This is a genomic window from Sphingobacterium sp. UBA1498 (genome assembly GCF_002325125.1).
In the GTDB taxonomy this organism is placed as follows: domain Bacteria; phylum Bacteroidota; class Bacteroidia; order Sphingobacteriales; family Sphingobacteriaceae; genus Sphingobacterium.
Genome location: NZ_DCRG01000003.1, coordinates 43,057 through 57,752 on the forward strand (window position 1 = coordinate 43,057; position 14,696 = coordinate 57,752).

The 14,696-nt window shown below is 38.9% G+C and carries 15 protein-coding genes; all 15 read right to left on the minus strand.

Translation table 11 applies throughout. The features are described from left to right. Positions 1-214 precede the first annotated feature (214 nt). On the minus strand, positions 215-1,267 hold the full coding sequence (locus B3139_RS01740; protein ID WP_293879492.1) for a TerC family protein: 1,053 nt from the start codon (positions 1,265-1,267) through the stop codon (positions 215-217). Between the two features lies 1 nt (position 1,268). Next, entirely contained in the window at positions 1,269-2,240 is a 972-nt protein-coding gene (locus B3139_RS01745; RefSeq protein ID WP_293879493.1) for a polyprenyl synthetase family protein, read from the minus strand. Positions 2,241-2,287: 47 nt separating this feature from the next. After that, the gene (locus B3139_RS01750) at positions 2,288-2,854 is read right to left on the minus strand and encodes a DUF3109 family protein (RefSeq protein ID WP_293879494.1); all 567 of its coding nucleotides are present in this window, start codon (positions 2,852-2,854) and stop codon (positions 2,288-2,290) included. 5 nt (positions 2,855-2,859) lie between these two features. After that, positions 2,860-3,645: a DUF3108 domain-containing protein gene (locus B3139_RS01755; protein ID WP_209578725.1), complete on the minus strand. Its 786-nt coding sequence runs from the start codon at positions 3,643-3,645 to the stop codon at positions 2,860-2,862. 118 nt (positions 3,646-3,763) lie between these two features. Beyond that, the gene (locus B3139_RS01760) at positions 3,764-4,285 is read right to left on the minus strand and encodes a DUF2480 family protein (RefSeq protein WP_293879495.1); all 522 of its coding nucleotides are present in this window, start codon (positions 4,283-4,285) and stop codon (positions 3,764-3,766) included. A 61-nt stretch (positions 4,286-4,346) separates the two neighbouring features. After that, a complete protein-coding gene (locus tag B3139_RS01765; RefSeq protein WP_293879496.1) occupies positions 4,347-6,446 on the minus strand; it encodes a peptidylprolyl isomerase in 2,100 nt (699 codons plus the stop codon). Positions 6,447-6,739: 293 nt separating this feature from the next. Continuing rightward, the gene (gene lptC / locus B3139_RS01770) at positions 6,740-7,408 is read right to left on the minus strand and encodes an LPS export ABC transporter periplasmic protein LptC (RefSeq protein ID WP_293879497.1); all 669 of its coding nucleotides are present in this window, start codon (positions 7,406-7,408) and stop codon (positions 6,740-6,742) included. Continuing rightward, positions 7,374-8,699 carry a hypothetical protein gene (locus B3139_RS01775; RefSeq protein WP_293879498.1) on the minus strand — a complete coding sequence of 442 codons (1,326 nt, stop codon included), beginning with the start codon at positions 8,697-8,699 and terminating at the stop codon, positions 7,374-7,376. Before B3139_RS01775 ends, lptC begins: the two co-directional genes overlap by 35 nt. A gap of 175 nt (positions 8,700-8,874) precedes the next feature. Beyond that, a complete protein-coding gene (locus B3139_RS01780; RefSeq protein ID WP_293879499.1) occupies positions 8,875-9,858 on the minus strand; it encodes a DUF6427 family protein in 984 nt (327 codons plus the stop codon). An 18-nt stretch (positions 9,859-9,876) separates the two neighbouring features. Then, positions 9,877-10,086 carry a CcmD family protein gene (locus tag B3139_RS01785; RefSeq protein ID WP_293879500.1) on the minus strand — a complete coding sequence of 70 codons (210 nt, stop codon included), beginning with the start codon at positions 10,084-10,086 and terminating at the stop codon, positions 9,877-9,879. 86 nt (positions 10,087-10,172) lie between these two features. Continuing rightward, complete coding sequence (gene ccsA / locus B3139_RS01790; protein WP_209578719.1) at positions 10,173-10,838, minus strand: cytochrome c biogenesis protein CcsA; 666 nt, start codon at positions 10,836-10,838, stop codon at positions 10,173-10,175. A 37-nt stretch (positions 10,839-10,875) separates the two neighbouring features. Continuing rightward, on the minus strand, positions 10,876-11,535 hold the full coding sequence (locus tag B3139_RS01795) for a heme exporter protein CcmB (protein ID WP_293879501.1): 660 nt from the start codon (positions 11,533-11,535) through the stop codon (positions 10,876-10,878). Positions 11,536-11,613: 78 nt separating this feature from the next. After that, positions 11,614-12,012 carry a hypothetical protein gene (locus B3139_RS01800; RefSeq protein ID WP_293879502.1) on the minus strand — a complete coding sequence of 133 codons (399 nt, stop codon included), beginning with the start codon at positions 12,010-12,012 and terminating at the stop codon, positions 11,614-11,616. Between the two features lie 103 nt (positions 12,013-12,115). Further along, entirely contained in the window at positions 12,116-13,951 is a 1,836-nt protein-coding gene (locus B3139_RS01805; protein WP_293879503.1) for an ABC transporter ATP-binding protein, read from the minus strand. 158 nt (positions 13,952-14,109) lie between these two features. Next, complete coding sequence (locus tag B3139_RS01810; protein ID WP_293879504.1) at positions 14,110-14,661, minus strand: hypothetical protein; 552 nt, start codon at positions 14,659-14,661, stop codon at positions 14,110-14,112. Positions 14,662-14,696 lie beyond the last annotated feature (35 nt).

Consider the following 14,696-nt stretch of genomic DNA (forward strand, 5'->3'; position numbering starts at 1 on the left):
GTAAGATCAATTCCTCTGTAAAATAATTGTGCTGAAAAATCTACTATTTGTATCTTAATGTCCTGCTAGGCAAAGAAATGATAGAAGTTTTCTAAGGTTAAATAGAAATGGCCAGAATTCTCATTCTGACCATTATAGGATGTTTATTCTATTATGTGCTGCCCCTTGCGACAACATTTTACAGCGATAAGCATAGTTGTTCAATCGGCTTCGTCTAATCAGCAATGGAAGACTTTTTTGGAAAAAGCAGCGAGGCAATGATACTTAAAGCGAGGATGCCGATAATAACAATCAGTGAATGTGTTGTCGTAAAACCAACTTCGGCCAACCAATGGTGTAGCAGCATCTTTAATCCAATGAAGACCAGTAAAAAGGCTAAACCTACTTTGAGGTATTGAAATTTGTGTATGATATTGACCAATAGGAAAAACATTGATCGTAAGCCTAGAATCGCAAAAATGTTAGAAAAAAATACGACGTAGGGATCTTTGGTAACGGAGAAAATCGCAGGAATAGAATCCACAGCGAAAATGAGATCTGTAAATTCAATCACCAGCAATACAAGAAAGAGCGGAGTCATGTATTTAACACCGTTCTCTACATGGAAAAAGTGTCCACCGTCTAATTTTGGAGTTACTTTAAAATAGCGCGAAGCGAATTTAACGACTGGGTGATTCTGTGGATCAACGTCCTCTTCCTGGTTGCGGTTAATAAACATTTTTACACCTGTAAAGACTAGGAAAGCGCCGAAAACATATAGAATCCAGCCAAACTTAGCAATAAGGGTGGCGCCAAGGAATATAAATAAGAAACGCATAATGATTGCGCCCAAAATACCCCAAACCAAAACCTTATGGTAATAACGCTCTGGAATACCGAAAGAGGTGAACAGTAAGACCATCACAAAGATATTATCTACTGACAAGGCGTATTCCACAACATAACCGGTAAGATATTCCAGACCAAGATTCTTATTATAAACATCGAGACTGGCCGCTAGATCTCCGGGAATAATTTTAATATCGTGGTGGTGTTTGGCGATGACCTCTTGGAGGTGATTAAAATCATGGATATTGTGCAGTTCAAATCCATAGTGACGTAGCAGCCAATAGAAGCCTAAAGAGAATAAGACCCAAATGGCACTCATAATACTAGCCATCTTCAGGCTGACAGGTTTGTCGCCCTTAGAAAATAACCCAAGATCTATTGCAAGCATAAGCGCAATAAATATTAGGAACCCACCAAAAAACATTAATTCGTGACTCATTTTATTTTTTTCTTTCTGTTGTGTATTTTACCAATTGCTCCAGTCCGGCTTTGTATTCGCTGTCTGGAAAGTCCTCCAATATTCGAAATGCATCTTGTTGGTATTCTAGCATCTTACTTGTCGCGTATGCTAACCCACCACTCTTACGGACAAAATCAATGACTTCAGCAACTTTTTGAGCATCCTCATTGTGGTTTTTAACTAAATTAATGATTCTTCGTTTTTCGCTTGCAGTAACTTGATGTAATGCATAAATGAGCGGTAAAGTTATTTTTTTCTCTTTGATATCATTGCCGAGCGGTTTGCCGACGTCATCTAAGCCAAAGTCAAACAAATCGTCTTTGATCTGGAATGCAATTCCAATTTTTTCACCAAATTGATGAAGTTTATCTACTGTTCCTTGATCTGCATTTGACGAGGCCGAGCCGCAAGCACAGCAAGAAGCGATTAGCGAGGCTGTTTTTTTTCGGATCACTTCAAAATAAATAGACTCTTCAATATCCAGTTTACGAGCCTTTTCGATCTGAAGCAATTCACCTTCGCTCATCTGTTCAACAGCTTCGGATACAATTTTTAGTAAGTGATAATCCTGATGTTTTACCGAAAGGAGTAAACCTCTTGACAATAGAAAATCACCCACCAAAACAGCAATTTTATTTTTCCATAGCGCATTGATCGAAAAAAATCCTCGACGTTCGTAGGAATTGTCCACCACATCGTCATGTACCAAAGAGGCAGTGTGCAACAACTCTACAAGAGCAGCACCACGGTAAGTGGATTCATTAATTCCGTTACATATGCCCGCTGAAAAGAACACAAACATAGGCCGCATTTGTTTGCCTTTACGTTTGATCAAGTATTGTGTAATGCGATCCAACAAGGGGACGGAGCTTTTCATCGAAGCTTTGAATTTTTTCTCAAAAGCTTCCAGTTCATGGACAATAGGACGTTGAATCTCTCTTAATTTTGACATGAATTAGGGTGAAATACCAAAATAGTTAAAGCTTAAAGATAGTGATTTTAGGACAACTCTTCGGCTGCTCGCTCAAGATTTTTGTACCATTCCTCACCGTACGTGCGGATTAACGGATCTTTTAAAAACTTAAAGACAGGGACCTGCAATTCTTTCCCGAATGAACAGGCATCTTTACAGATATGCCAACGGTCATAGTGAAGTACGTCAAATTCGGGATAATGTGTTGTCCGTATAGGGTATAGGTGACATGATACAGGTTTTCGCCAATGGATCTCGCCGAGTTCGTAAGCTTTTTCAATAGCACATTTTGTGATGCCATTTTCCCAGGTCACATAGGCGCACTCTTTATTTCCATCGACACAGGTAGTTGTCAGATCACCATCTACATCAATTACATATTTGCCTTGCTCCTCAATCGCTTCAATACCTTTCTCTGTCATATAAGGCTTCACTTTAGGATAGATCTCCTCCAGGATGCCCTTTTCACTTTCCAATAACGGGGCGCCCGAATCGCCTTCAATACAACAGATTCCTTTGCACTTTGATAAATTGCACACAAAGTCATTATTGATTAGATCTTCGTGTACCAATACATTTCCTACTTCAATCATTCTAATTATTTTGAGTAGCTTGCTCGTTGTCCCAATTTGTACTTTAATCCGCTTGCTTCCAGTAATTCTAACGTTACGGAGCCGATTAAAATATCTACATTGGCTTTGACCGGAATACGGTTGCCATCATTGGTTACCCACAAATAAAGCTTGCTATTTTTTTTAAATATCCGTCCCGGTTTGATTTCGGGACTGAATTTGAGGCATTCTAATGTGCCTAATTCTGTTTTTATCTTTTCTATTCCAATATATTGTATGCCTAAGGTAGCAATCTCATCATTCAGAAAATAAGTCAGCTTGAAAGATTCTCCCGGTTTAACCGTTGACAGATCCAAGTTGCGCGCAAAATAGTAGGAGGAAAGCAAGTCAAAAGTTTGATCTACTTTCGAATTAAATGTTCCTTTATTACCGACAACGGTATTTGTCGCTTGGTTAAAGCGTACCTTATCATTCCTTCTGTATCCTCCTTCGCGAATGTTTTCCGTATAATAATAGGGTAAAAATGTTTTACTGTTAATATACGAATTGTATTCATTGCGTACCGTATATATCGCAAAGGCACCTGCTGTCTTACCTGCTGCATATAAATGAAAGGAAGGGTTTCCAGTTCCATCCTTTGTGTCTTCAACAGTTAATGTTCCAGTTGCGGCGGAAATAAAGCCATAACGGAGTTTATACTTTAATTTCTCACCACCTTTAAATGCAGATTCCTTTAAATGCGGTAATTCTTGAGCAAAAGCAGTACTTACTACCACGGATAAGTAAAAGAGCAAAGTCGATATAAGTTTCATGTAGGTAAGTTTACGAAATTTGTTTGAAAAAGAAATGTTAATTTCATTCAAATAAATTTAACTTTTGACATTAAATGAGACGTTCATAGACAATGACTTATACATTTGTGCAATTGGATTACTTAGGCTGTACTCGTTTAAATACAGGTACGGTAGAACAAGGTTCACCATACATAATACTTTTTGCCACCTTGCTTAGTTTTACCGTAAACTGTACAAATATGGACTCTGGAATAAAAGTGTCACCACATCCCTTTACAACTACACGCTGATCCCGAAATTGTTCCATGTCAATCTGTTCAATAGCTGCAGCATACTGCATGCGTAACAGTTCATCCGCGTCTCCGAAGATGATTGTTGCTGCATGAGGTTCCAATTTGTTAGCCAATAACATGTAAGCCCAAGTGGGCACAATAGCATCTGCACTACAGGTAATTGCTACATGTTTACCGGCATATTGCGACCAATCGTTTGTCTTAATGAACTCGCGGAAATCCTTTTCTTTAAGAATCAAGCCATGGAAGAGATTATCCTTAATATCATATACCACATTGTCTGCTTGAGGATGGTAGTTGGCCAAGTCAACTGTGACTAACCCACTTTGCGCAACTTTGTTGACAATATTTGTTTGAATATCCATATTTACATCAAAAAAAAACCGGACGATAATTCGTCCGGCTACAAATTTACTTAAAAATCTTTTAAAAGAATTTCACTCTATTGTCAATGATTTCAGCTTTGTCTTGTAATGCGCGGAAAATAGATCCCCAAGCGCGTTGTGCTTTAGCTGCAAGCATTTGTTTCTTTTGTCCATTGATATCGGAGATAGCGGCAGGATTGGTAAAACCGTTGACCTGTACTACATATACACCTGTATTTCCTTCAATCGCTTTGGAAGGTTTATTTGGTTGAAGTCCAAAAACTGTTCCTACAACCTTGTTTTCCAATGCAACACCAGGGATAACTGGGTTCGCGAAGACAACATTTTCAACGTGAATAGCTGATTTACCTACTTTTTGAGCAACCTGATCTATAGAAGATGCACCTGCTAAAGCTTTGTCAAATTTCTCTTTCAACATCTTCGCTTTAACCATATTTCTTACTGCAGGCTCAATATCTTTTTTAACGGCATCCAGAGAAAGCGTTCCTTTAGGTTGTATGTCAACCAAACTTGCTAAGATGTAAGAAGTTTCAGTCTCAAATACTTTGTCTGAGATATCGCCTTTTTTCGCTTCGAAAGCCCATTTAATTAAATCACGTGGCGCTTCATTACCATCTAATACATTGTCCATCGCTGTTACGCGTGAAGCTGTTTTTGCTTCTAGACCAAGTTTTTTCGCTTCTTGAGCAAAGTTCTGTGCTGTGGCTGCAGATAAGAATGCTGTTGCTTTGCTATGCGCATTGTTTAATGTTTCTTTTCCACTGCTGATCACTTTATCAATGATGGCAACTTTCGCATATTTTGAGCTACCTGATTGTTTCTCAATTTTAATGACATGCACACCAAATTGAGATTTTACAACTTTGATATCACCTGTTTTTCCTTCGAATACGGCATTCTCAAACTCAGGAACCATACGACCTCTTGTGAATGTCCCTAGTTCGCCACCATTTGTTTTGCTTTCTGGATCTTTACTGAACTGAACGGCCAATGCTGCAAAATTGTCTCCTTTTTGAATCAATCCTTTGATCGAATCTGCTTTCGCCAAGGCTTTATCTACGCCACCCTCAGCTGTAGGGTCCAGTAAGATATGAGATGCTTTCACCGAGTCAGGACTTACGATCGTCGAAACAACTTTTGCGATTTCATACGCGTTGTTGTTTAAAAAAGGTCCAACTGTCGTGCCAGCAGCCACATTGAATACAACTGAATCCAAAGAAGGGCTCAACTGTCCTTTTTTCACATAAGTGAACGGGTATTTGTTGTCTGAATTGATCGAAGCAAACAAGGAGTCGTCTTTGGCAACGATTAAATCCTGTTTCAATTTGTTGATGGTTTCTTTTACGGCCAAAGAATCTTTAGCAAGAGGTTTTGCATCTACAGTTACATATTGAATTGCACGAGTTTCCTCTTGGGTTTTGAACATGTTTTTATGTTCATCATAATATTCTTGGTAATCAGCATCCGTCAATTTAGCATCTGCATCTTTGACAGAAGCATAATCTAAAAGAATGTATTTGAAGTTTGCCAATTTATTGCGCTCTTGGTATTCTTCGTTTGCTTCCAATGAAGTAACGTATACGCTATTGGAAAGCAACTCGCCGTATTTGCTGCTTAAACGTTCATCTCTAACGCCTTCAAGTAACGTATTCCATTGGTCGTAGACAGCAGGATTATTGTTCACCTGCCCTAAGAAGGTCATCAATTGACTATGGTCAAACTGTCCCGTTTGTGGGTTAGTAAAAGCCTGAACGATTTGAGGTGAAGGATTTGGTCCTTTTACTAAATCATTTAATTCTTCTTTACCGACAGTCAAACCGATTTTTTCAATCTCTTTTTTCAAGATCTCTCTTGACAAAAATTGATTCCAAACTTGTTGGACAGCGTATGTTCTCATTTGAGGAGTCACTGCACCTCCCATTTGTTGTTTGAACATTTCTTCTGTTTGTTCAACTTGTTGATTGAACGCAGGATATTCAATTTCAGTTCCGTTGACTTCCCCTACACGATTTTGATGTCTCGCCCAAAAAGGAGCTCCTCCCCGAACGACATCGCCTAGTAAAAATGCTAAAATTGCGATAGCCATAGCTGCGGTCAAGATGACACCCGCTTTGTTACGCAAAAAGCCCATTAATCCCATAGTCTGCTTATTGTGTTTATATTGTGTAAATACTTGTATTTCGTTAATTTATGCATAGCATAGCAAAATGCGGTGCAAGATACAATTTTTATAAAAAAAAATGGAATATTTTCCTGAATGTAGCAAAACAAATTTGAAAAATAATTGTATAAACTGAAGTTTTCTGTTCTCTTTTAGTTCAAATGATTCGTTTTGAATAACTTAATCGTATAAATAAACAGTCTGGGGCGATTGTATCAGATCCATAGCTGCTTTTAAACCAAACCGGAATCTGGTTTATGACCCACGATGAGCTATTTTCCTAAAGAAGGGAACAGATTGTTGTTGGTAATAATGGTGTAACCAGTGGCATTGGCTATATTGACATGTTTGAAATCTTTGTCTGATGTAAATGATGACCCCTGTAAATTACCCCGATTATCGCGAAAGAAAGCCGTTATCGGCACGTGATTATAAAAGATCCTGTTGCTGTTGCTATCAACTTGACTTTCGTCATAGATGATCTCTTCAGTTTTGATGATCGATCCGTCAGCCATAGTTACTACAACGTTTTTTGTGAAAGTGGTCGTCTTTTCTTTTTCCCTACGAATGGCGTGGTCGGAGGTGATGCGTTGAGTTTCCTTTAAATTGTCATCGTAAAAGATGATTTTTATGCTTTTGGGAAATTCATATACTTCAGTACTATCGTGTTTGATACGCATTTCAGGCGCGGTAAGATTGGCTTTTACCCGGGTCGAATCGCTGTAGATGATGTCTACATGACGTGAGATGTCGACCGCCTCTTCCTTTTTCATGTTGGCAATCCGGTCGACCTCTTTTAAATCAGGTTCGCACGAAGTCAATGAGAGCGCCCCTAGTAAAGATACGATTACTAGGGGCGATATATTTTGGATTATGGTCGAAGCAAATGTCTTGCGTACCATCGGATTAATCAAATTGTGTTCTTCTAAACCAGCGGTCATTTAAGGTAAAGCCTATATTAAAGTTAATATAACGTTCACGTAAGAGACTATTGCTGATTTTGCCCATTTGTCCAAATTCTGCCGAAAAGTTTATTTTAGAGAAAGCTCCCGAAAATTGATTTCTGGCAAATGGGAAACCAACACCAACAGTAACAGCCATATCGTTGATATTTTGGTTACTTAAGAAATATTGTGTTTTATTATATCTAAAGCCAAGTCGATAATCTACTCGGTTCAAATACTTAAGCGAGGTGACATCGGGCGTAATTTGCCCCCCAATCGCTACGCCGTAATTCTTGCGGAGCTCATTTTCTCCTTTTCTAGTCTGAAATCTCGACCAATCTGCGTATTTAAAATCAGCACCAACCAACCAGCGGTTGCTACGCGCAAGCGTGATACCAACATTATGCTTCAGTGGAAGGGTCAAATGTCTGCTACTGCGGTCAGAAATAAAGGTGCTATCCAACGGGATATTTTGGTTGTCCGGATCAGAAGAAGGTGTAGTTCTCGTATTAAATATTGTTGTTCTCTCTTTAATATCATTATTTAATGAACCAGAATAACCAAAGGTCAGTGAGTATTCCTTATTTAACGGTTGCTCGTATTGTAAACCATAATCAAAGATAATACCTTGTATTTCGCGTTTATTCTGTTGCTGGGTATTCAATGCCCCCGATGAAGGGAGAAATTCTACACGGCTATAATCATTTAAGGTTCCAAATAGATAGGACATGTTGGCACCGATACTCAGGCCTTTCACGATGCGTACCCCCCAGCCAGCATAGGCTTTTGTTAAACCACCTTCGCCGGTAAAAACTTTCGTGTAAGGATCAGCATTTACAGTTCCTGTTGAAGATGTCCGATAACCAATATCAGAGTAGGGAAGAATACCCAAACTGATTCCTCCAAAGCGTTTCATGGGGAAAGTCATGGTGATATGGCTAAAGGCAAAGTCAGCCGTGTTATCTGATCGGGTTGTCGAATTTAATTGCGTGTAATTGCCATATAAACCAGCATCAAAGGTGGTAAACTGTGTGGCAGAGTAAGATGCAGGATTGCTCGGGTTGGTGTTGTATACGCCATTGATTCTTCGGATAGCGGTATTCACGCCCCCCATACCTCTATATTGTGGCAATAAATCCTCTCGCATCTGACCAAGTCCAAATTGAGAGTAGGGTGATGCGGATGTCGTTTTTTGGGCAAATGCGGTAGTAGAACTAGCTAAAATTCCCCCTGCTAACAACAGTTGGAGTGATTTATTTTTTAGAGAGCTTGTAAAGCGTTTCTGCATGGTCAATCTATAAAATTGAGAAACTAATGTTTATTTAGTTTTAGTGAAATTTTCGAGTTATTTGACTCTGATATTAAATGTTTTTTGCTTTTAATCGCATACAAAACTATTCAATTTTTGCGAGCTTGTTAAGCCGATTTTGTTAAAAAAGGTTAAACGCTTATTGTACAGTAGCTTAGAAAAACTGAAAGTAGATTATAGTGAGGGTTATAATGGCGTATACGACCTCAAAAAACCATTTCTTTTTGGCATAAGTGAAATAGTACGCCATATAGATGGCGATAGAAGGTGCACAAAGTAAAAAATGGGCCTCTGTTAGTTTTTTATTCCAGTAGAACGAGACTACCGCCAGGCATAACATAAAGAACAACAATTGAAATGACTTGCGAATATGCACGACACTTTTAAAAAAGTTGTCTTTTAAGACCATTAAGAAGAGTATTAAAGTAAAGATGACCGGCACGAGTACCAGATAGTCAACTAATTGAATACGGATAGCCGTAGGAAATTTGTACGTAAACGGCAGCCAAATCGTATAAAACTGCTCCATTTTGCCCATCCAAAGATAGATTACCGCCAAGATAAAATACACCGTGGCCAAGCCAAGGAGTGGGGTAATCCATTCGCGCCAGTTGAACGGCCTAAAAATGAGTAAACCTATCCACAATAAGCCAAACATACTCAAGAATGGAAAGTAGACCAAGCTTCCGATGCCTACGATCATGCCAAGATCGAACATTTCCGCTTTAACATCCGTCTGCCGATAGAGGGAGAGCAACTTGCTTAACATCCATATCGAAATAAAATTACAGATCAGCGTTGGAGACAGCACCAAAAATGGTAAAAACAAGCTGGCCAGTGTCATGTACATCAAAGCGACCAAAAAGCTAGGTTTCCCTAGTAAGTTAAAATGGCTTGTGATGCGATTGAGTATTGTCGCCTGGAAGATCGTCAAGATCAGCGTGAAAAAAACATTGGTGGCAGGAGAAAGGTTGATTAAGTTGTTTTCTCCCAATAGATTGCCCAATGCAGGTTCAAAAATTACAGAGTCAAGTTTATCCGGAAGGTGCAAAAATATCCCTAAACATAGCACAAAGCCTACGAGCGATAGAAATAAAATATTAATGGGTGAATAATTCCTAAACTGATTGATAATCATGGTGTTGATAAATATGTGCTATTTATTCTTTTTTTCCAATTTGCTAATGCGGCGGTCAAGCAAAAAAAGGAAGAAAGCCAAGCCCAGAAAAATGACCAACATGACCAATACTACGACGTAGATCTTTCCTTCGCTACGCAATCCGGTCGCCATATCGACATCTTCTTGCGCAAATGTACTCAGGGTAGAAAACATGAGTAAGACGATTGACAATACTATTTTTTTCATTTCTATTTCTATATATTATTATTCGTCATGTTGTCCATTTTTATGCGCAACATGACAGGTGTTTGATGAATACAAATTTTTGATACTTATGCGCCTAATTCTTGCTTTCTCTCTAATAAACGCATCCTATAGCGCATTGTACAGATCCAGGTCGCTATCAAAATCCATCCAATAACAGAACTGTAGAACGTCGGGCGTAATTCATTACTCATCTGAAGATCAGCAAATGTTCCATTCCCCCCACTACCTGGATGTAGGGAATCTGTCAGTTTAGGTAAGATATAGATGAGTACAATGATAATCGGAAAGGCAAAAATATTATATACTGCAGAAATCTTCGCTCTTTTTTGTTCTTCTTCCAAGGCATTTCGGAGAACAAGGTAAGCGAGATACATCAATGTTGCGATCGCAGAGCCATTTAGTTTCGGGTCGTTTGGCCACGGTTCACCCCAGGTGATATTTGCCCATAGCATACCCGTCGCAAGTCCCAAGAAGCAGAACGTAATACCCGTGTTTACAGCCTCTATAGCCATTAAATCGTATGCTTGTTTTCCAGTATTAAGGTATTTAATGCTGTATACTACAGAAACGAAATACATCGAAATCATAGCAAACCACATCGGAACATGAAAATAGACATTACGGATGCTTTCGTGTAGGATAAATAGACGGGGAACAGGGCCTAAAAGACCATTGATAATAACACCACAGATAATCAATACTGCTAATACTTTCCACCATTTTTTTCTCATGGTTATATTGAATTTAGTTTGTCGTCAATGCTCATATTTAATCTCGCCAAAGGTACGGAAATAACAACAAAGAAATAGTGATCGTGATTACATTAATTGCAAGTAATACGATTATTTCTTTACTGCTTGAAGCTCTTTCCAAACCTTCTATTGCATTGCGTGATAGCTTTATTAATACGATTAATAGCGGGATAATTGCCGGGAAACTAAGTATTGCCATTAGCGTACTGTTATTTCCTGCTTTAGCGCTAATTCCAGAAATCATGGTAAATACAGTTGAAAAGCTAATGCTGCCGAGCATGACCGATAAGAAGTAGAGTATCGGGTCACCGATGGGATTTTTAAATATGGTTGAATATACAAAATAAGCGATGGTGGCTAATAGCGTCATCACGATGGTATTGTAGATGATTTTTGCTAAAATGATCGCTCGAGGATCAACAAGTGAATAATAGTAGAGTTGCCGATTGGGGTTTTCTTGGACGAAGCTTTTGTTGATTGCATTGATCGAAGCGAAGAGCATAATGATCCAAAATAATGCGTTCCAAGTAGTCGTATCAACTGATTTAAATGCTTGATAGCAGACGAAAACAGTTGATACGACATATAGTAGAATTCCGTTAATAGCATATTTCGAACGCCATTCCAGAATGATGTCTTTAAGAATTAAAGTTTTTACTTGTTGCATCAACGTCATAGGCAGCAAAGATACAAATGTATTTTAACCGCGAGAGTGATCAACAACATCAATTCCTAAAAAAGACGTTATTTTTACTTATACGTTAGAAATTTTGGACTTCGCAGCGTCAGTTGTATCATCGATTTTGCCTGCCAAGTTTTGAGCTGCGCTGTTGGCGTGTTCCAAAGCTTCTCTGCCTGCTTCTTTCGCTTTGTTTTTCAGTGCATCTGCATCTTCTGTAGCTTTGCTAAAGGCAGCCTGAGCTTTCGATTTTAAATTATCTAATTCGGACGAAGCTTTATTAGCTAGTTTTTGCGCTTTTTTAGCTTCTTTCTTAGAAAGATCTTTCAATGATTTAGTTAAGCTCTTGATGCCATCATTTGCACGATCTAATTGTTTTTTTCCATCGTCAGTTCCTAAAAGATACCATGCAGCAGCTCCCGCAGCTAATCCTACCAAAGCAAATGCCACTAATCCATTTTTGCTATTTTTCATAATTCTTCTATTTTGTTATATATTCAAATGATAATCAAGTATGATACCAAATGAACAATCACAAGGTGATTTTGTTTAAAAAGAATCAATAATTAACAAAATTTTACATATCAATCTTTTGCTGTTTCGATTGGAGGTTGTAGAGGTGTTGATAGAGGCCGCTTTCTTTTTGGAGCAGTTCAAAGTGAGTGCCGCTTTCCGATACGATGCCGTTTTCGATAACGATAATTTTATCAGCATCGATAATGGTAGATAATCTATGAGCAATGATAATCGAAGTACGTCCGCGCATTAATTCTTCCAATGCCTCTTGTACCTGGCGCTCGGACTCAGAATCTAATGATGAAGTCGCCTCGTCTAAGATAAGAATGGCCGGATCTTTTAACAGCGCGCGGGCAATGGCAATACGCTGGCGCTGCCCGCCAGAGAGTTTTACGCCACGTTCGCCAACGAGCGTGTTATAGCCTTCAGGGAAATTTAAGATAAATTGATGTGCATTGGCACGTTTAGCAGCGGCTATAATTTCATCTTCTGAGGCATCGAGCTTGCCATACGCAATATTTTCGCGTATAGTACCTCCAAACAGCAATACATCCTGCGGTACAATAGCGACTTGATTACGGATATCGCATAATTCAAAATCGGATGCTGGTCTGTCGTCGTAGCAGACTTCACCTGTATTAACCGTGTAGAATTGTAAGATCAATGAAGCGATTGTTGATTTTCCTGTTCCACTGGGGCCGACTATGGCAATCTTATCCCCTGCATTGGCCGTAAAATTGATGTCTTTTAGAATTTCAATATCGGGACGACTTGGGTAGGCAAAGGAAACATGATTGAAGCTTAGTTTGCCGGTCATTACTTCGTGAACTTCTTTACAAGTCGGTTTCACATTGAGGTTTTCTTGAGGCTCATCCAGAATTTCCAAAATGCGTTCACTTGCCCCTAAGGAGCGTTGGATATTGGCATAGAGTTCAGGAAAACTGCCCATGGATCCTGCAACAAACATCGAATATAAAATGTAGGTCGTCAGATCGCCGACAGTCATTTCGTGGATAGCAACTAGTGCCGCTCCATACCATATAACGGCGATTACTGCACCAAAAATACAGAAGATAATAAATGAAGCAAACGCACCACGAAAGGTTGCACCTTTAACCGCAAGTTTGACCACAGAATCCATCTGTCTGCTATAACGGTTAAACTCGAAGTATTCATTGACAAAAGCCTTCACATTGCTGATCCCTAATAAAGTCTCCTGAACGATACTATTTGATTCAGCCATTTTGTCTTGGGCCTGTCTTGATAGTTCGCGGATAAACTTTCCAAAGATGATAGCCGCCACCACAATGATCGGTAAAATACAAAGGTTCATAAGAGCAAGTTTGGGAGATACCCAAACCAATAGAAAAACACCAAAACAAAGACTGATCAACTGCCTTAGAATTTCAGCTAGTGTGGTGGTCAGGGTATCCTGGATCTGCGAAAGATCTGCAGACAGACGGCTGTTTAATTCCCCAACACGACGGTTGGCAAAAAATTCGATCGGTAATGAAATCAGTTTTAGATAAGTATCCTTGCGAAGGGCAGCCAATGTACGTTCTGCAATTTCAACAAAAATACGGATGCGAAAAAAAGAAACGACTGACAGAAAAGATAATATAATAAATGCAATGCCACCAATGTAATATACTTCTGGAGGAAGCCAGAGATATTTTTGCTTACCTTGAGCAGCATCGATCATAGCCCCAAGCAGCGCCGGGAACGCTAACATGGCTAAACTGGATAATACCAAGAAAAACATCCCTATTCCAAATTTAAACCGATAAGGTTTTAAATAGGTCATTAGTTTTGCAGCTCTCAACAGGAGCTCCTTATTCAATTTTGGTTTTGGTAGATCCTCTTCTTGTTTATTACCGCTGTTGAATCCTCTTGCCATATCCGCTACTTCAAATTTTGTTGCGAGGACAAATGTAACGAGATTAAAAACAATTTGATATCATACTATAGTCAATTTTTAGCATCAAGGTGACTTTTTAATACCTTAAGGGCTGTTTGACTTGTTGGCTATTATGTTGAGACTGGTATTCGCCTATTTTATCCTATATTTTGTTGTTTTGCAGCGGCGTGTTTTGCTTTGGCCGTGTAGAGTAGATAGCCTAAAACCCCGATCACAACTAAAGCAATATAAAGGAGAATATTGCTTAGGCCTCCGTTACCCGATGTTTTGTCAACTTGGCTACGCAATTTTTCGTTTTCTTTCTGAAGCTTGCTTATGGTGCCGATATAAGCAGAAACCTGTTTATCATAATCTGTTGCCAGCTGCTGAAATTTATCTTTCTCAAAATCTTTTATTTTAAGAAGTTTTTGTGTTTCGAGAAAGATGTTATTATCGGTAATCACAATATCTTTAAGAATATCGATACTCTTTTGCATATCTCCTTTTGATTTAAATAGACCAAAAAGACCCGTTTTTTGGGTAAGACTGGTGTCATAAGCACCAAATTTTTGTTGCCGGGCATTGAGTAGCTCATTGACATGGTTCCGCTGTACTTCGTAAGCGCTGGAATCTGGATTGGTTTGAGCGTTGACTTGTTTAAGGAAGCCGGATAGAATGGTGAACAGAAAAAGTAATTTTAGCGATCTCATGTATGTTTAACAATTTGTATAATCAAATATCTAAT

Bases quoted from the DNA above. Each gene is read 5' to 3' on its own strand.
- B3139_RS01740 (WP_293879492.1), bottom strand. From the start codon at position 1,267: ATGAGTCACGAATTAATGTTTTTTGGTGGGTTCCTAATATTTATTGCG.
- B3139_RS01745 (WP_293879493.1), bottom strand. From the start codon at position 2,240: ATGTCAAAATTAAGAGAGATTCAACGTCCTATTGTCCATGAACTGGAA.
- B3139_RS01750 (WP_293879494.1), bottom strand. From the start codon at position 2,854: ATGATTGAAGTAGGAAATGTATTGGTACACGAAGATCTAATCAATAAT.
- B3139_RS01755 (WP_209578725.1), bottom strand. From the start codon at position 3,645: ATGAAACTTATATCGACTTTGCTCTTTTACTTATCCGTGGTAGTAAGT.
- B3139_RS01760 (WP_293879495.1), bottom strand. From the start codon at position 4,285: ATGGATATTCAAACAAATATTGTCAACAAAGTTGCGCAAAGTGGGTTA.
- B3139_RS01765 (WP_293879496.1), bottom strand. From the start codon at position 6,446: ATGGGATTAATGGGCTTTTTGCGTAACAAAGCGGGTGTCATCTTGACC.
- lptC (WP_293879497.1), bottom strand. From the start codon at position 7,408: ATGACCGCTGGTTTAGAAGAACACAATTTGATTAATCCGATGGTACGC.
- B3139_RS01775 (WP_293879498.1), bottom strand. From the start codon at position 8,699: ATGCAGAAACGCTTTACAAGCTCTCTAAAAAATAAATCACTCCAACTG.
- B3139_RS01780 (WP_293879499.1), bottom strand. From the start codon at position 9,858: ATGATTATCAATCAGTTTAGGAATTATTCACCCATTAATATTTTATTT.
- B3139_RS01785 (WP_293879500.1), bottom strand. From the start codon at position 10,086: ATGAAAAAAATAGTATTGTCAATCGTCTTACTCATGTTTTCTACCCTG.
- ccsA (WP_209578719.1), bottom strand. From the start codon at position 10,838: ATGAGAAAAAAATGGTGGAAAGTATTAGCAGTATTGATTATCTGTGGT.
- B3139_RS01795 (WP_293879501.1), bottom strand. From the start codon at position 11,535: ATGACGTTGATGCAACAAGTAAAAACTTTAATTCTTAAAGACATCATT.
- B3139_RS01800 (WP_293879502.1), bottom strand. From the start codon at position 12,012: ATGAAAAATAGCAAAAATGGATTAGTGGCATTTGCTTTGGTAGGATTA.
- B3139_RS01805 (WP_293879503.1), bottom strand. From the start codon at position 13,951: ATGGCAAGAGGATTCAACAGCGGTAATAAACAAGAAGAGGATCTACCA.
- B3139_RS01810 (WP_293879504.1), bottom strand. From the start codon at position 14,661: ATGAGATCGCTAAAATTACTTTTTCTGTTCACCATTCTATCCGGCTTC.